This window comes from Aquimarina sp. EL_43 (assembly GCF_943422735.1).
GTDB lineage: Bacteria > Bacteroidota > Bacteroidia > Flavobacteriales > Flavobacteriaceae > Aquimarina > Aquimarina megaterium.
This window is the reverse complement of record NZ_CALSBR010000001.1, coordinates 586,120-604,772: the sequence shown is the minus strand read 5'-3', so window position 1 is coordinate 604,772 and position 18,653 is coordinate 586,120. Positions and strand designations below refer to the sequence as shown.

Below are 18,653 nucleotides of genomic sequence, written 5' to 3'. Positions count from 1 at the left end.
TGAATAATATTTTAATAACCAAAAATAAAACAGTTATTTTGGTTTGCAAATTTATAATAATTAAGGAATTAATAAGTACAATAGTGCTATGAATGATGAAAATATTGATGTTTTAGTAGTAGGGGCGGGACCTTCGGGATGTGTTGCAGCTTCTTATTTACATAATAATGGTTATAATGTGAAAGTTGTTGAAAAGAGCCTTTTTCCAAGATTTGTAATCGGAGAAAGTCTTTTGCCAAGATGTATGGATCATTTTGAAGAAGTAGGACTATTAGATTGCCTAAAAGCATGTGAGTTTGAAGTGAAATCAGGAGCACGATTTATTAAAGGAGAGAAGGTTTGTAATTTTGATTTTAGTAAAAAGCATACAGAAGGTTGGGATTGGACATGGCAAGTACCTCGTGCAGATTTTGATTCGGCTCTGGCAAAAGAACTTATTAATAGAGGAGTAGATATCTGTTTTGAAGAAGAAGTGGTTGCTGTAGATTTTGAAGGGAAAATTTCAAAAACGACTATAAAAGATAAAGAAGGGAAACATCGTGTTATTACTGCAAAATATGTTATAGATTCTAGTGGTTATGGAAGAGTACTACCTAGACTTTTAGATTTAGAACAGCCATCTGAATTACCAAAACACTCTTCAATTTTTACACATGTTAAGGATATTAATAGACCTGAAGGGGGCGAAGGGACACTTATTACATTTGATGTGATTGATACAGAAACCTGGTTATGGGTGATTCCTTTTTCTAATGGAGTTACTAGTATAGGATATGTAGGGCCAACAGAATTTCTGGATTCATTCGAAGGTAATGCTACAGAGAAATTAACACAAATGTTACAGCGTTCGGATTATTTCTATGAGCGTTTTAAGAATGTTGATTTTATGTTTGATCCTATATCAATTAAAAATTATTCAAAATCTGTAAAACAATTGTACGGCAAAGGATATGTGTTAACAGGAAATAGCGCAGAGTTTTTAGATCCCGTGTTTTCTTCTGGAGTTACATTTGCTACAGAATCTGCATTGTTAGCAGCAAAACTTGTTGCTAAAGAATTGCAAGATGAAGCTGTAGATTGGGAAGAGGAATATACAGGATATATTAAAGGAGGCGTTAATGTTTTTGCGTCCTATGTAAAAGAATGGTACACCGGAAATCTTCAAAAGTTGTTTTTCCATCAACCAGAGAACCCAGAAATCAAGAGACAAATATGTGCAGTTTTAGCAGGTTACGTATGGGATAAAACAAACCCTTTTGTTACCAAACATAACAGATTGATTAAAACGGTTGCCCATATGATAGATATGGAAACCGAAAAAGAAGCATAGTCGAGTAGAGGTAATAATTTTTGAGATCTCTGTAAGTATTTATCTATGCAAACGATCTAGAATTTCCATTACTTCTATTTTTTTTCGTACCGAAACGGGGATGTTTTCTCCGTTTTTTAGCATAAGATACCCTCCGTCAGTTTTAATAAAGGCGCTAATACATTGTAAATTAACAAGGTGACTTTGGTGTACTCGCAAAAATTGATAGTTCTTAAGCATGTCAGAAAAGTATTTTAATGTCTTGGTTACAAAAATTTTCTGTCCATCCTGAAGGTAGAAAATGGTATTATTACTATCAGATTCGCAACGAATAATATCATCCAAATTTACGATGATAATTTTGTCGAGAGTGTGTAGCGAGATTTTGTCTGGTTTTTGCTCTGGTGCAGATAATGTGTCTTTTAGGATGTTAAGACGTTCTTTGTTGGGTTGAATCTGTTCTTTTGCCCGAGCAATAGCTTGAGCTAATTCTTCATTAGAATATGGTTTTAAGACATAATCAATAGCTGCAAATTTAAAAGCTCTGATAGCAAATTCATCACTGGCTGTAACAAAAATGATCTTTGATTTTAGGTCAGGGAATATTTCTAATATATCAAATCCAGTACCATCGCCGAGCATAATATCTAAAAAGAGAATATCAGGTTGTGTATTGCGTAATGATTTTGCTGCCTCAACTACACTTTGGGCAGTATCAACTACTTTTATTTCTGGATGATTCGCTTTTAAGTCGCTTTTTAAAAGCTGAAGTGCATCGGGCATGTCTTCTACGATAATTGCTGTAAGCATAATTGTTTTAATAGTCGGTTTGTAATGGTATTTTAAATGTAATCTCTGTTCCTGCCACAGAATTGCCGTTTAAGAGGATTTCTTTTATGTGTAAGGAATCCTTCCCTGAAATTGATTCAAGTCGTTCTCGGGTCACTGTAAGTGCCATAGATTGATGATCTGTATTGGTTTTGTTCTTTTGTGATTGGAAAATACCTTGCCCATTATCTAATATAGTGCAATGTAAATGTTCTTCGCTAGTATGAAATAATACTTTTAACTCACCATCTCTGCTTCCTTTTAAAATACCATGTCTAACCGCATTTTCTACAAAGGGTTGGATTAACATAGGCGGAATAAGAATTTCTTCGGGGTCAAAATCAGAATCTATAGAAATATCATATACAAATGGTTTACTGGCCATTAATTGTTCTATTTCGATATAATGTTTTAAGGTCTGTATTTCCTGATCTAGGGTTATATGATCTTTTCTAGAGTTGTATAGAGTTTCTCTTAATAAAGTAGCAAACGTATTTATAGTAGTATTCATGCGATTGGGATTGTTGGTTCCCATCGCTTTTATACCGTTTAACGCATTAAATATGAAATGAGGATTCATTTGTAAACGCAATGCTTTTTGTTCTAATGATAGTAAGTGATTTTGCATTTGTAGACGGTTACGTTCTTCCCGGTTTTTTTGTTTCACTCTTCGGATGTAAGATAATGCATATCCACCTAAAATCAATACGATTATTACTAATACAGTTAATTGAAACCAGGCTTTTTCATAGATAGGACTATCAATAAAAAAACGAAACATAATAGGATCACTTTCTTCCCATCTGTAATTTCGGGATTGTGCAGAAAAGTAATGTGGCCCATATGCTAATCCGGCAAGATTTTGTTTGTGATCTGATGACCAGGGACTCCATTCAGAATTGTTTAACCTCCATCGATATTCTACATCATTAGGATGATCAAGATCAATAGTTTTATAGCTAAATGATAATTCTGTTTGATTTGGTTTTAGTTTAAGAACACGTTTATTGTTTACCCAGGCTCCCAACTGTATAGAATCAACACTGCGATACGCAACTTCTACATCTTCAAAATGTATACTAGGCTTGATTGTAGCTTTAGTAGTTTCTGTTGGTTGATATTTGGTTAGCCCGTATATTGCTCCAAACCATAGATTACCATGATCATCTTTGGTAACAGCATTAAGACAGGTTTCAATCCCTAAGAAACCATCATTTCTTCCAAAATGAAAAACATCTACAATATCATTTGATTGATTTAGCTCAATTCTATCAACTCCTCGTTCACTCCCTGCCCATAGATTGTTTTTGTCATCAAATATCATTTGATAAATATTGTCTGAATAGGGTTTTTTTCTTCCTTTTAATTTTTTAAATGTGATCTTCTGATCAAGATCAGACCACCAAATCCCTCTTCCTGCTGTCCCGAGGTATAATATGTTTTTGTGAAAAAGTAATGTGCTAATTGCCGTCTTTTGATTTAAAACATTGCCTAAGTGCGTAACTTTATTTCTTTCAATATACCCCAGATGCCCATTTTGAGTAGCATACCAGATTTTGCCAAGAGAATCTTTTTTCATGTCTCTTATTTGCAAATCTTCAATACCACTTTTTTGGGTAAATTTCTTTAAAGATCTTATACGTTTCTTTTTTGGGTCGTATATAAATCTGGAGATCCCGGCAGAATACGAGGCAACCCAAACAGTATTATCTATTACTTGTATAGTTCTTATCCAATCTGATAATAAACCTTTGTCTCTGTCAATAATGTGATTTTTACTAACTGTAATGGCAATCGTGTCAGTAGTTATAATTGGATCTTCATCTAATTCTTTGCTATTGATAGTATCTACAACAATACTATCAACTTGCATAATCTCTTTAAAAAGAATTCCCTTACCTTCTGTACCAGCCCATATGTTTCCAGAGTTATCACTGGTTATAGTTTTGATTTTTACATCAGATAAACGTTCTTCCTGAGGTATATGATGAATCCCGGTAGAATCGATTTTTACCATTCCAGCTTCAGAATTGGATGTCCATATACCATTTTTTGCATTATGAACAGCATATACACGATTACCTTTTAGTCCTGTATTTTGGTCATAGTGTGTAAAATTATTCTGAAAATATTTATAAAACCCTCCGCCAGATGTAGCAATCCATATATTAGATTGAAGGTCTAAAATACTTTTTCGGGTGTACGAAACAGACAAGCCGTTTTTTCGATTAATTTTCTTTTTTAGGGTATGCGTTTTAAAATCAAGTATGGTAATTCCGTCATTATCTGTAGCAAACCATAGCTCATTATTGCTATGTATTGAAATATCTGTTACTCGAACTGGTTTTTGAATCCATTGGTTACCATATGTTTTTGCATTGGTGTTTAGTACTAAAATCCCTTGATTAAAAGCAGCAGCAAATACTTTGTTATTATGAAAGATTGCCGCTGTAAAATCATATGCGCTATGTCTTTCTATAATTTTTGCACCTTGTTTAATGTGATTTAGTTTCCAAAGCCCTTTATTGGTAGCAACCCAGAATAGCTTACCATCGAAAACAATATCATTAATAATACTGGTATTGATTTTTGGATTAAGATTAATCTTAATTAACCCCAGGTTTTTTCGATATTCATAAATGCCAATATTGGTGGCCAGATAGGTCTTGTTACCTATTAGGCATATTTTGTTAATTCGAGGTCCTTCAATATTGGTGAATTTATTCTTGACCTTGATACTAAGCCCATTTTTTGTACCGATAAAAAGACTGTCATTTACAAAGGCAAGAGAATGAATGTAGTTTGACTGTAATCCATCATTTTCATTCCAGGTTTTAAACTCTTCGCCATTAAACCTAGAGAGCCCTCCTCCTTGAGTACCTAACCATAAGTATCCTATTTTATCTTGTACAATATCATAGACTTGTGATTGAGGTAGCCCATCTTCTAGAGTATATGCTCTAAGTTGATTGTTTTGTGCTGATAGTGAGCCGATAATATTCAATACCAGGAAAGAAACAAGATAGATGTATTTATAGTTTAAGTTCACAAGAGATTTGTCTGGTTGGTAACAAATATAATCAAACTGCTTTTTTCTGAGATATAATCGATTTAAATGTAAAAAAAACCGACACCACCGGTTAAGGCGGGTCGGTATAATAAACAAAAGTTTCCCCCTTTTTGTTTATTAGATTGAGATTACTGTTAGGATTAATAATTAGTACCCAGTGATAGCAGTTGTTTTTGAATCTCCAACAATGCCATCTTTCCAGGTAAAACTTTGTTTTAGGTTTACATATTTAGTATTAGTTGTTGTTGTTTGGTAAAATGTTTGTGTTTGTAATATGTTATCTTTTATGCCGTATTCCTGATTTGGAAATATGTATTGAAAATCATTATCAGAATTTTCACAATACACATTTTTAAGTTCAGGCAATGCTACAATTGTATTATCTTCTTTAAGCATATAGTAATATGCTTCTACATGAGCACAACATGCTAGATACTCGACCTCCATCTTAATTACCTTAGAGACCCCTTCTAGTCCAGGGTTCTCTAAGGCAGTTATAAAGATATCCTCAAAAAGTTCTGTGTCTTCAATCGTAAGAGTAGATATTATATCTAAATTTTCTTCTCCCGAACGAACCAGATTAATAACATATGAGGGGTGTTTTTCTCCACGGTCCATAATTTCGGTAGTTACCAAAAACTCTTGAGTATCGGCAAAAACTTTTTGTGCGTGGATACCTTGAAAACTTTGAAATAGAATAATGATTATGGCAACATTTTTCATAACAGCTTATTTTGAGGTTGGCTATTTTGTATAAAAGTACTTCCTTATCTTATTCTTGAGGATGTACTTTTAGTATTCGTAATGATTCAACTAGAATTCGTTTTTTGTAAAATAAAACCATCCCTTAGTGATTTTATATTCTAATACTTTATAAGATAAGAGACAAAGGTGTTTTAGTAACCTGTAGGTTAATTGTTTAATGAATTTATCTTTTCAGGTTCTATAAAATTTTTGTTGCTTTTGATCTACATCATTTACTGTAAAATTAGATGTAAGTGTTTGATAATGTGATGAAATGGTGAAGCTAAAATTGGCTTTAGGGCTCTGTTTTTTGTATCTTCATAAGAATTACCCTTACAAAATTTAGATGTAGACATCTCTTATGGTTATACAAAGATGTGCATGTCTATCTATTAATAGCTAGAGAAAATAAAAATCAATATTCCAGATATTCAGTTTTTGCTAAACATATTTAGAGAATTTTGCGTTTAGTTATAGACTATTTTGATACTTACCTTCTGTTTTAATAGAAGTTGATTCAATACAGAAAATCTATAAAATATAAACAAATGAAAACAATACGGTATCGTTCGAACGGACAGGATGTTCATTTTTTGGAAGAAATTCTAACCACACTGGGATATCAAGTATATGTGTCTAATTTTTTTGGAAAAGATACAGATACAGCTGTCAGAGATTTTCAAGCCAAGCATAACCTTGTGATAGATGGTATTGTTGGGCTTAAAACCTGGTCTAAACTTATTGAAGTAAAAAATGACTTTATTGCGTTTAATGATAAACTCTTATCTGAACAAGATATCGAAGATTTTGCAGATCAGTTTGGGTTAGAATTAGCAATGGTGAAAGCGGTTAATGAAATAGAAAGTAATGGAAAAGGCTTTTTGGTATCTGGTAGACCTAGAATTTTGTTTGAAGGCCATATTTTTTGGAAAGAATTAGAGAAACGAGGAGTAACCCCATCTCAATATGTTTCAGAATATACCAAAAATGTATTATATAAGAAATGGACAAAAGTACACTATAAAGGAGGAGCTGGAGAGTATGATCGTTTAGAAAAAGCTGCTGGGATGTCTGATGAGCCAGCTTTCCATGAAGCGGCCTATAGTTCTGCATCATGGGGGGCTTTTCAGATTATGGGATTTCATTATGCGAATTTAGGTTTTTCTTCTGTAGACCATTTTGTTTCAGAGATGTATGATCATGAAAGAGAACATCTTAAAGCTTTTGGTAAATTTATAGAAGCTACATCTTTTAAGGGTAAAAAATTACTAGATTGGATAATAGAAAAGAACTGGGCAAGATTTGCCGAAGGATATAATGGATCTGGTTATAAGAAGAATAAATACGATACTAAACTAAAAAATGCTTACATAAAATATGGTACTAGTTAATGGGGATTGTATAATAGAATTAAATTTGTTTTTAAGTTGTGTTCCCAGAACTATATCTCAGTTTTTCTATTTTTGTCCTATGATTGATAATTTCGAGAATGAATTTTTTGGGATCGGTATTCAAAATGGTAAAACACCAGAGAACCTTGGTGTATTATGGCGTTCTGCACAGAATATGGGAGCTAGTTTTATTTTTACAATAGGTAATCGATATGCAAAACAAGCTAGTGATACTCATAATGCGGTAAAAGCCATGCCGTATTTTCATTACGATACTTTTGAGGATTTTTACCGACACCTGCCTAAAGGAGCAATGTTGGTAGGGGTAGAGCTAACAGATAACGCCCAATCTCTAGAGGCTTTTAGCCACCCAAAACGTTGTGTGTATTTACTAGGAGCCGAGGATCATGGATTATCCAAAATAGCTATCGAAAAATCACAGTTTTTAGTCAAATTTAAATCCGAATTAAGTATTAATGTGGCTGTAGCAGGAAGTATTATTATGTATGATCGTGGCATTGATAAACCTAGATTTATAAGAGCGTAGATTCTGTAATTTTTACATTGAAGGCATCATATCTAATTTTTGTCACTACATTTATAACCACTATCCTTATTGTTTATGTTTAAAATAGTAGAAGATTTTATTGCTGGTTTTAGCTCCTGGGTATGGGACTGGCCTTTATTGGTATTGCTTATTGGTGGAGGAATGTTTTTTCTGATCTATTCTAGATTTACACCTTTTTTCTATTTCAAACATGCGATCGATGTGTTGCGAGGTAAATATGATAATGAGCATGCGCCTGGCCAGCTTAGTCATTTTCAGGCATTATCTTCTGCAATTGCAGCTACAGTAGGTATGGGTAATATAAGCGGGGTTGCAGTAGCAATTGTCGCGGGTGGTCCAGGAGCTGTGTTCTGGATGTGGATCAGTGCTTTAATCGGTATGGCAACCAAGTTTTATACCTGCTCACTAGCGGTAATGTATCGATCAAAAGATGATAAAGGAGCTTTACTTAGTGGTCCTATGTATGTAATCGCCAAAGGTCTTGGGGGTCAATGGAAGCCCTTGGCTATACTTTTTGCCTTGGCAGGATTGGTTGGTACACTACCTGCGTTTACTGCAAATCAGTTAACTCAAACATTAGTAGATGTTTTAGATTGGGATGATGATTATAAATGGTATATCGGGATTGTCTTAGCAGGTTTTGCTTCGCTGGTCATTATGGGAGGAATAAAAAGAATTGGTATTGTGGCCAGTAGATTGGTTCCTTTTATGGTAGTGCTATATTTTATTACTGTGATTACTATTTTGGTATTACAAATAGAAAAAATACCAGATATGTTTATGCTAATTTTTTCTGATGCATTTTCTGGAAAAGCGGCTGCAGGAGGAGCTTTAGGGTATTTGATTAAAACAGGAGTAAAAAGAGCTGCATTTTCTAACGAGGCAGGTATAGGAACCGCTCCTATGATGCATGGTACTGCAAAAACAAATGAGCCAATTAGAGAGGGACTAGTGGCAATGATTGGCCCGGCAATAGATACATTGCTGGTATGCACACTAACTGCTTTGGCAATACTTTCTACAGGAGTATGGCAAAGCTCTAATGATAATGGTATATCTCTTACTTTAGAGGCTTTTAACTCTGTTCTCCCATATGGATTGGGGGATATTGTAGTGGTTATTATGGTTTTGGTGTTTGGGCTTTCGACACTGTTTTCATATTCTCATTATGGTACTACATGTTTAGGCTTTTTAACCAAGCCGAAGTATGGTAAATATTATAATTATTTATACATAGTGTCGATTATAATTGCTGCAGTAGTAAAAATAGAGTTTGCGATTAATCTTATTGATAGTGCTTTTGCTATAATGGCAATCCCTACGGTGATTTCTGGATTATTACTGGCTCCAAGAGTAAATGCCAGAGCTAAAATCTATTTTGAAAAATATAAGGTCTAAACTGTTCTTTATTATGTGTTTTATTAAGCCAGATTTTTACAGTATTATATTTTCATAATAATAAACTCACTTCTTCTGTTTTCCTGATGCTCTTCTTCTGTGCAATCAACTCCATCAGCACATTTATTAATCAATCTTCTTTCTCCATATGCTTTGCCAGGTATGCGCCGCCAATCGATATTGCCTTTTCGTACGATATATCTTATTGTGGCTCTCATTCTTTTTACACTTAACTTTTTGTTGTACCAATGACTGGATCTGCTATCGGTATGTGAGCGAACTTCAATTTTTAATTTGGGATACTTGTTCATCGCCGAAATTATTTTTTGAAGCTCGACTTCGGCTTTTGGGCTAATTTCATAATCATCCAGTCCAAAATAAATAGGTTCTAGTTGTAAAATCTTTCCTAGATCATCACCAACAGTAACCTCTATTGTAGTAGATAATACTTTTTGCGCTCCTGTTTTTTCTAATGCAAAAGGAATATCATGAATAAATTCAAAAACATCTGTAGTTTCTAGTGTAGCCTCTTTTGGGATATATTCATTTAGTGTTGCTTGTATCACATACGATTCATCACAAGGAACTTTGATTTTGTATTTCCCTTTTAAATCAGAAACAGCTTGATGCAATGTGTTTCCATCTTTATCCAACACTATAATGTCTGTTCTTATAAGTGGCTCGCCAGTTGCGCTATCTGTAATTGTGCCTTCTATATATTGCATACAAGAAGTGATCAATTCTTCGACTTGCTTAAAACTGTAGATGTCATCATTACCTTTACCTCCTTTTCTGTTACTGGCAAAATACCCTATTTTGGTATCTTCATTTAATACAAAGGTAAAGTCGTCTTTAGAGCTATTTACAGGTTTGCCAATATTAAAAGCATCAGAAAAACCAGATTCATTAGGTACAGAAACAAAAATATCTAATCCGCCTAGACCTACATGACCATCACTAGAAAAGTATAACCTTCCGCTATCACTTATATAAGGAAAAGTCTCTCTGCCTTCTGTGTTTATTTTGTTTCCTAAGTTTTTTGGTTCGCCATATTTTCCATCTCCTAGTACATCTACCACAAACAAATCAGACTGTCCGAAAGTACCCGGCATATCACTGGCAAAATAGAGTTTAGTTCCATCAGCACTTAATGAAGGATGAGATACAGAATAATCATCACTAGAAAAAGGTAATTCTACGATATCAGTCCATATTCCGTCTTTTAGAGTGGCTTTATATAATTTTAGGAGTACAACCCCCTTTTTACTGGTTCCTAATTTGTTGTTGGTGTAGTTGTTTCTTGAAAAATATACAGTTTCTCCGTCCTTACTAAAACTGGTAGATGACTCATGGAATTTTGTATTTATTTTCCCTTTAAGTTTAATAGGATCTTCTAGAGTAATCTGATCTTCTTTGATATTTGAAGAAAAGATATCTAAAAAAGGCATTTTATTCCATTTATGAAGTTTTGAGTCATTAATGTTTTTACTTCTTGATGAAGCAAAGACAATTTGATTTTTGTTATTGAAACTAGGCGCGTATTCAGAGTTTTTTGAATTAATACTCAAAGGAAATATGTCATATTTACCCGATTGCATTTCGATAAAATCTAAGTAATTTCTTTTTTCTATAAAAGACTTGGCTCGTTTGTCATTTCCTGTAATAGCATAGAATTGATCCATAATCTTATCGGCTTCCTTATAGCGTTCAACACTTTTTAAGCTTTGTGCATATCTAAATAAATATTCGGGATTTAGATCCTCTGGATAGGTTTGAATAAGCTTTTCATACCACCCCACAGAATCTTCAAGATCTCCTGTGAAATAGAACGAATCTCCTAGTTTAGAGTATAGATTTTGAGAAGAATATCCGCGTTGAGCCACATCCATGTAGATTGCTCTGGCATCTATATATGCAAATGCCGTAAAACTTTGATCTGCTTTAGTTATACGTTTATCCTGATCTTGAGAAAAAAGCTGCGATGATGTTATGAAAATGAGTATGCAGAAAGAAATGAGATTTCTTCTTATAAAGATTGAAGTAAAAAATAAGGTGTGATTTTTCAAACGATCCCAGAATTTAATGTTAAAAACTTGTTTTCACGGGGTATTTGAAAACATACTGGAACTAAATTTAAGAAAAATTCAATTAAAAATTCAATTCAACTTCTTTATTTTAATAACTTCTTTTTGTAGGAAAATGTTAATAAAACAGGGATGTATGTAATAATTCTATGATCTGTTGTTTTCTTGCTTAATATTCATCTACCTTTGCATTAAAATCAATTATATGGCTCATAAAGCTGGCTTTGTAAATATTATAGGTAACCCTAATGTAGGTAAATCTACATTAATGAATGCCTTTATAGGTGAGAAGTTATCTATTATTACTTCTAAAGCACAAACCACAAGACATCGTATTTTGGGAATTGTAAACGGTGATGATTTTCAGGCGATTCTGTCAGATACTCCCGGGATTATAAAACCTGCTTATGAGCTTCAGGAATCTATGATGGATTTTGTTAAATCTGCTTTTGAAGATGCAGATGTATTGATATATATGGTAGAGATTGGTGAAAAAGACCTGAAAGATGAGGCTTTTTTTAATAAAATAACAAATGCGAAAATCCCTATTCTTCTACTTATAAATAAAATAGACCAATCCAATCAGGAAAAATTAGAAGAACAGGTTCAGTTTTGGAGTCAAAAAGTACCTAATGCAGAAATATACCCTGTATCTGCTTTAGAAAATTTTAATGTAAAAGAAGTTTTTGGTAGAATAGTCGAATTGTTACCAGATTCACCACCTTTTTATCCAAAAGATCAGTTAACAGATAAACCAGAGCGCTTTTTTGTAAATGAAGCCATTCGCGAAAAAATATTAGTGCATTATAAAAAAGAAATTCCTTATTCTGTAGAGGTAGAGACAGAGGAGTTTGTAGAGGACGATACTATTATTAGAATTCGTTCGGTGATTATGGTAGAACGTGATTCTCAAAAAGGAATCATTATAGGTCATAAAGGATCTGCTCTAAAAAGAGTAGGTACAGAAGCACGTAAAGAACTGGAAAAGTTTTTCGGAAAAAAGATACATATAGAACTGTATGTAAAAATTAATAAAAATTGGCGTAGTAATGAACGTCAATTAAAACGATTTGGATATAATAATTGATTTCGTTTTTAAGCATAATCTTACAAATTTCTTAATAGATATTTATACAATTGATTTGTGTTTTTTTGATTAAGTTTTGAGTAATTCCATATTCTAAATAATAATATTTATTATTTGTCGTTCTTGGTAAGTTTCGATAGTGATTGAAATTAATATATTCAACATTCTTGAAATCAAAAACTTAACCAAAAACGCCCTTAAATAATGAATAAAACTACACTTTCCACGTATTTCGTCAAGCAAAATAAAGACATAAGGTATTTAGCTGATTAACAGTTTTTACAAATGTTTTTTTTCACTTTTATTTTAGTTGTAAACCTAACCTGTTCTTATAGGGGTCATTACTAGGGTTTTATAAGAGCAATAATCAAACTCAAAAATTATTACAATGTTTAGTATTAACAAAAAAAATGTAGCTAAAGCTACAAAACCATTTAATCTATTAAACCTTGCGTCACTTTCTGTTTTCTTAGTTTTGACCAGTTTTACCCGATTAAATAATGAAAAAATAGTTGCACTCCAAGAATGTAAAAACCCATTAAAAGAAGCTTTAGGTTATAATGTATTTGTAAGAGGAGAAGCTCATCTTGGAGGTGGGGATACAGAAGGTCCTGTTGCTGTCGGAGGAGATTTGACAATGAACGGAATCATTACTCTTGCGTCTCATGTAGCTGGAGAGAATTATTTTAATGGAGATAGTCAGGCTTCTTCATTGGTTATTAATGGGAAAATTATATATGATTCTGGCCAGGGAATTCATCTTAATCAGGGATTTGTGAAAGTAGGTAATCTTAGCAATTCTAATGTTTTTGATAAAGATTTTAATAATGCTTCTGTGAATACTAGATTAACTTCGGGGAGGTATGATGGGTTGCCTAGAGTTCAAGTACAAAGGAAACAACCAGAGAATAGCGTAGGACATAAGGGTTTAATTGATTTTGAAACAGCTTTTGCTGGATTCAAATCCACATCTCTTCACCTAAGTACTCTTGATGCTAATTTAACCATAGACCAGTATAACAAAATTGTACTAGTTCAAAACAAAATAAATGTTTTAAATCTTAAAGGGAGTGAGCTTATTAATTTACCTTATTTAACATTTGAGAATGAACCAAATGTTGATACACCAGTTATTATTAATGTAGATGTATCAGGAGATTTTGAGTGGAATGTGTTTAACATAAATAATATAGGAGATCATCATGGGAAGTTTATTCTTTGGAATTTCTTTAACTCTTCAAAAATAACTCTTATTGGAGGAGGTACACTTGTAGGGACCTTATTCGCTCCAGAATCAAATGTAGTTAAAAACTCTTCAGGTAATATTAATGGACAAGTTATAGCAGCAAACTATTATCATAACGAAGGTGAATTACATCATCATGTTTTTGAGCCTTGTATAGATAATCCTGATACAGATTGTAAATTAAGGGTTGATGTAGGTGATGATGTCGAAATTTGTGATAATGAAAATATAACACTTAACGCTTTAGTTTCTGGTGAATCTACATGTGATATTGCCTATTTATGGTCTACTGGAGAAACTACTTCTTCAATTGTCGTTAATAAAGAAGGGATATATACTGTAATTGTAAAAGATTGCGAAAATTGTGAAGATTCAGATGCAGTTGAAGTAAGAGCAAGAAAATCATTATTTGTTACTGTCGGAGAAGATCAAGAAATTTGCGCAGGGCAGGAAATTAATCTTGTTGCAGAAGTAAAAGGAGATTGTGCTACTTCAGGTTTGACGTATTTATGGTCAACAGGAGAAACTACAAAAAACATTATTGTTTCTCCAGAAAAAAATACGAACTATAAAGTAATAGTAAATGGTTGCGATACATGTAAAGAAATAACAGACAAAGTACTTGTTTCTGTTTCTTCTGGTATTACAATTGATCTAGGAGAAGATCAAATGGTATGTTTAGGAGAATCGGTTACTCTTACCTCTCCAATTGAGGCAGATACTTATCTGTGGTCAACAGGAGAAACATCCAGATCTATTACGGTACATCCGATACAGCCTACTAGTTATGCACTAGAGGTTATTATAGATGGATGTGTTGGTAAGGATGATGTAGAACTTATTGCTTATTCGTGCGAAGGAGGTTTTATTCCAAAAAGTAAAATGATAAATGTGTACCCAACATTTTTAAAGTCAACGGATAATTTATTTTTGAATATAAAATCTGAAGACACACAAGAGATCAAGATTTCATTATATAATGTTTCAGGATATATGGTGGAATCAGAAATTGTTAGAAAAATATTTAAAGGAGATAATGCAATTGATATAGACCTTGATCGGTTTGTAAAATTATCTTCAGGGATCTATATGCTTAAAATAGTAGGAAACTATGGAGTTATGGCGGTGAAAAGAATAGTTATAGATTAGTTTTTTTAATACATATTTGTTTAAAGCCTGTTGATATGCTTTTCAACAGGCTTTAATGTTTACCGATATTTTAAAAATTTATTATTAATGATATTTGTGTAGCTCATTTATTAATGTCGATAATTTATCCTTAGCATAACGTTAAGGATATATGTGTTGTTAACATTTGAATTTTTAATCACACAAAACGAGATCAATAATGAAAATTTTTAACAAAACTATTCTTATTTCCGCAGTTGTATTAGGGCTTTTTAGCGCATGTGACCCTGATGATTACCATGGAGGTGGAAACACAGGTAAATTAACATTTAAAAAAATTGGAGGCTTTGTCAATGGAACAGGTGATGAAGGGTTTGCAGAGATTTCTGCTTTTGACCCTCAAACAGGTAAGCTTTTTGTTGTAAATCCAAAAGAATCAGAACTTTCGGTTTGGGATATATCTGATCCAGGCGTACCAGTACAAGGAGTAGATATAGCTTTGGTCGGTATACCTAATAGCGTAGCCGTAAACAACGGGATGGTGGCTGTGGCTTTAGAAAATGCAGCAAATAAACAAGCTAATGGAACTATTGCGATTTATAATTCGGATTCGCAAGAACTGTTACATACTTATCCGGCAGGTGCGCTACCAGATATGGTAACTTTTAGCCCTAACGGGAAATATATTGTAGCAGCAAATGAAGGAGAACCTAATGATTTGTATACAGATGATCCAGAAGGATCAATAACGATCATAGAAGTGGCAACTGGGCAAGTCTCGAATGTAAATTTTACAGCTTTTAATGGCCAGACTATTGGTAATGACTTTCGGGTTTTTGGACCAGGAGCATCTCTGGCACAAGACGTAGAGCCAGAGTATGTAGCTATTTCACATGATTCGAAGACAGCATATGTTACGCTACAGGAAAATAATGGATTGGCAATTGTTAATCTAGAAACCAAGACAATTACGGATATCATCGGACTGGGAGTAAAAAATTATGGGTTACCTAATAATCAAATAGATGCTAGTGATAAAGATGATATTGTAGGAAATTTTCAAAACTGGCCGGTCTTAGGGTTTTATCACCCAGATGCTATTGTATACACTAAGATTAGAGGAGGGCGATATTTAATAACGGCAAACGAAGGAGATGCTAGAGATTATGATGGATTTTCTGAAGAAGAAAGAGTAAAAGATCTAACTCTTGACCCTGTCGTTTTTTCTAATGCAGCTACCTTACAATTAGATGAGAATTTGGGAAGACTTAAAATTACTACCGCAAATGGAGATATTGATGGTGATGGAGATTATGACAGGATTTATGCTTATGGCGCGAGATCATTTACAATATGGTCTACATCTGGAGCAGTTGTTTATGACAGCGGAGACCAAATAGGAAAAACAATTTTTGATTTGGATCCAAGTGCTTTTAATAGTAATGAAGGAAGTGCAGCCGATAAAAGATCTGATGATAAAGGAGCAGAGCCAGAAGCTGTAGCAACTATTAAAGTGGGTAACAAGACACTACTTTTTGTAGGATTAGAGAGAACAGGAGGAGTATTGGTGTATGATGTATCCAATCCGTCTAGCCCAAAGTTTTTAGAATGGTTAAGAGATGAGACAGATATTTCTCCAGAAGGATTGATTGCAGTCGAAGCAAAAGATAGTCCAACAGAAAACGACCTGATTATAGTAACTAATGAAGTATCTAATACAGTTGCTATTTATGAGATACAAAAAAAGAATTAAATCAATATAAAAAGAGAATCCTTGTCATAATGCTGGCAAGCGGCTAAACAACCCTGTTTTTTCACTAATAACAATAAAAACTTTGTTGTTTTACAGTAACCAACTTGACTATAATACGTGGTATATTTGACTAAGTAATTATTTCACTGACTGACTATCAATTATGAAAAGTTCCATCGGCCTGAAACATTGGCCTTTGGGCTTTTTATTTTTACTTTCTTATGTATTGTTAATCAAATCAAAACATTTATAGTATTGCTAAAATAAAAAGTCTAATTTTGCACAAAATTTAGAAAAGATATCAATGAGTGGTATAGTGGCAATTGTAGGAAGACCTAATGTTGGAAAGTCAACGTTCTTTAACCGGTTAATTCAAAGAAGAGAGGCTATTGTAGATGCTGTTAGCGGGGTAACCCGTGATAGACATTATGGAAAGAGTGATTGGAATGGAGTAGAGTTCTCGTTGATTGATACCGGAGGTTATGTTGTGGGGAGTGATGATGTTTTTGAAACCGAAATCGATAAGCAAGTAGAACTGGCTATCGATGAAGCTGATGCTATTATTTTTATGGTTGATGTAGAGTCAGGAATAACAGGAATGGATCAGGATGTCGCTAATCTACTTCGCAGAGTGGATAAACCTGTTTTTTTGGTTGTAAATAAGGTGGATAATGGACAGAGAGCAACAAATGCAGTAGAGTTTTATAATTTGGGCCTTGGCGAATATTATACTATTGCCAGTATTAATGGAAGTGGTACAGGAGAACTTTTGGATGAATTGGTAAAAGTATTGCCCGAAAAAGATGAAGACGAATCAAATGAGTTGCCTCGATTTGCAGTTGTAGGAAGGCCTAATGCAGGTAAATCTTCATTTATTAATGCTTTGATAGGAGAAGATCGGTATATTGTAACAGATATAGCAGGAACTACCCGGGATGCAATTGATACCAAGTATAATCGTTTTGGATTCGAGTTTAATCTGGTAGATACTGCAGGGATACGACGTAAATCTAAGGTAAAAGAAGACCTGGAGTTTTATTCTGTTATGCGATCTGTTCGAGCAATAGAGCATAGTGATGTTTGTTTAATAGTTTTGGATGCAACCAGAGGTTTTGATGGGCAAGTGCAAAATATTTTTTGGTTAGCCGAGCGTAATCGCAAAGGGATTGTAATCCTGGTTAACAAATGGGATCTTGTAGAAAATAAGGAAAGTAATACCTTAAAAGATTTTGAAAAATATATACGTAGAGAAATAGAACCATTTACAGATGTTCCTGTCATATTTATTTCGGCTTTAACAAAGCAACGTATATTTAAAGCTATAGAAACGGCAGTAGAGGTATATAAAAACAGGTCTAAAAAGATCAAAACCAGCGAGCTTAACGATGTTTTATTACCAATAATTGAGCATAATCCACCGCCTGCCTATAAAGGTAAATATGTAAAAATAAAATACATCACACAGTTACCGACACCACAACCGCAATTTGCATTTTTCTGTAATTTACCACAATACATAAGGGATCCATACAAACGATTTCTCGAAAACCAACTTCGTAAAGAGTTTGATTTTCATGGTGTGCCAGTTTCGGTGTATTTGAGAAAGAAGTAGAGGTGTGTTTTTCTGATACTATTTTACTGTTTGAGATGTGATTGACTTTTTATTTTTTATAGTTCACAGTATTCAGTGTTTTCTGGTTTTACATTTAATAATTTGTTATTTATAACAGACCCCACTTATACAAGTGCCCCAGGATACTGTATTTGTTAAAGAACCCCGTGTTTGTCAGTTATGGTGCTTCAAAACTGGGAGTGTCGAGTAGGATTGTCGGTCTACCGACTCACTATAGTGTGATTCTTCACTTGATTACCAGGTAATCGTATCAATTTTGTTGACTAGTTCGCCTTTTTGGTGCTACGACCTATGTTTATGATAATTATTTGTTGCATAACTGCTTTCTTTTTGGTGCGAATTTAATCTTTCAAATGATGTGCTAAATATCTTCTGTTTTTTGGTCATGTTAACCCAGAACTAACTAGAAGTAAA

General features: G+C 33.5%; 12 protein-coding genes. 8 read left to right on the top strand and 4 right to left on the bottom strand.

Features of this window, described 5'->3' with window-relative positions; translation table 11 throughout:
• Nucleotides 1-88 precede the first annotated feature (88 nt).
• Entirely contained in the window at nucleotides 89-1,330 is a 1,242-nt protein-coding gene (locus tag NNL09_RS02845) for an NAD(P)/FAD-dependent oxidoreductase (protein WP_025667386.1), read from the top strand.
• A gap of 39 nt (nucleotides 1,331-1,369) precedes the next feature.
• On the opposite strand, the gene NNL09_RS02840 is transcribed toward NNL09_RS02845, so the two are convergent.
• From NNL09_RS02840 to NNL09_RS02830, 3 genes are all read right to left on the bottom strand, one after another.
• Nucleotides 1,370-2,119 (bottom strand): LytTR family DNA-binding domain-containing protein, encoded by a 750-nt coding sequence (locus NNL09_RS02840; protein WP_025667385.1) that lies wholly within the window; start codon nucleotides 2,117-2,119, stop codon nucleotides 1,370-1,372.
• 7 nt (nucleotides 2,120-2,126) lie between these two features.
• Nucleotides 2,127-5,186, bottom strand: a complete 3,060-nt coding sequence (locus tag NNL09_RS02835; RefSeq protein ID WP_196909055.1) for a histidine kinase — start codon at nucleotides 5,184-5,186, stop codon at nucleotides 2,127-2,129.
• 168 nt (nucleotides 5,187-5,354) lie between these two features.
• Nucleotides 5,355-5,930, bottom strand: coding sequence for a hypothetical protein (locus tag NNL09_RS02830; RefSeq protein ID WP_025667383.1), 576 nt, complete (start codon nucleotides 5,928-5,930; stop codon nucleotides 5,355-5,357).
• Between the two features lie 569 nt (nucleotides 5,931-6,499).
• Here NNL09_RS02830 and NNL09_RS02825 point away from each other — a divergent pair.
• From NNL09_RS02825 to NNL09_RS02815, 3 genes are all read left to right on the top strand, one after another.
• A complete protein-coding gene (locus NNL09_RS02825; protein WP_196909054.1) occupies nucleotides 6,500-7,342 on the top strand; it encodes an N-acetylmuramidase family protein in 843 nt (280 codons plus the stop codon).
• Nucleotides 7,343-7,421: 79 nt separating this feature from the next.
• Nucleotides 7,422-7,889 carry an RNA methyltransferase gene (locus NNL09_RS02820; protein WP_196909053.1) on the top strand — a complete coding sequence of 156 codons (468 nt, stop codon included), beginning with the start codon at nucleotides 7,422-7,424 and terminating at the stop codon, nucleotides 7,887-7,889.
• A 75-nt stretch (nucleotides 7,890-7,964) separates the two neighbouring features.
• Nucleotides 7,965-9,308, top strand: a complete 1,344-nt coding sequence (locus NNL09_RS02815; protein WP_196909052.1) for a sodium:alanine symporter family protein — start codon at nucleotides 7,965-7,967, stop codon at nucleotides 9,306-9,308.
• A 44-nt stretch (nucleotides 9,309-9,352) separates the two neighbouring features.
• Here NNL09_RS02815 and NNL09_RS02810 read toward each other — a convergent pair whose 3' ends face one another.
• Complete coding sequence (locus NNL09_RS02810) at nucleotides 9,353-11,374, bottom strand: OmpA family protein (protein WP_231389139.1); 2,022 nt, start codon at nucleotides 11,372-11,374, stop codon at nucleotides 9,353-9,355.
• A gap of 223 nt (nucleotides 11,375-11,597) precedes the next feature.
• Here NNL09_RS02810 and era point away from each other — a divergent pair, with 223 nt between their 5' ends.
• From era to der, 4 genes are all read left to right on the top strand, one after another.
• A complete protein-coding gene (era, locus tag NNL09_RS02805) occupies nucleotides 11,598-12,479 on the top strand; it encodes a GTPase Era (RefSeq protein ID WP_025667378.1) in 882 nt (293 codons plus the stop codon).
• 388 nt (nucleotides 12,480-12,867) lie between these two features.
• On the top strand, nucleotides 12,868-14,874 hold the full coding sequence (locus tag NNL09_RS02800) for a collagen-binding domain-containing protein (protein WP_196909051.1): 2,007 nt from the start codon (nucleotides 12,868-12,870) through the stop codon (nucleotides 14,872-14,874).
• 199 nt (nucleotides 14,875-15,073) lie between these two features.
• On the top strand, nucleotides 15,074-16,606 hold the full coding sequence (locus NNL09_RS02795) for a choice-of-anchor I family protein (RefSeq protein ID WP_196909050.1): 1,533 nt from the start codon (nucleotides 15,074-15,076) through the stop codon (nucleotides 16,604-16,606).
• A 304-nt stretch (nucleotides 16,607-16,910) separates the two neighbouring features.
• A complete protein-coding gene (gene der / locus NNL09_RS02790) occupies nucleotides 16,911-18,218 on the top strand; it encodes a ribosome biogenesis GTPase Der (RefSeq protein WP_196909049.1) in 1,308 nt (435 codons plus the stop codon).
• The last annotated feature ends 435 nt before the right edge of the window (nucleotides 18,219-18,653 follow it).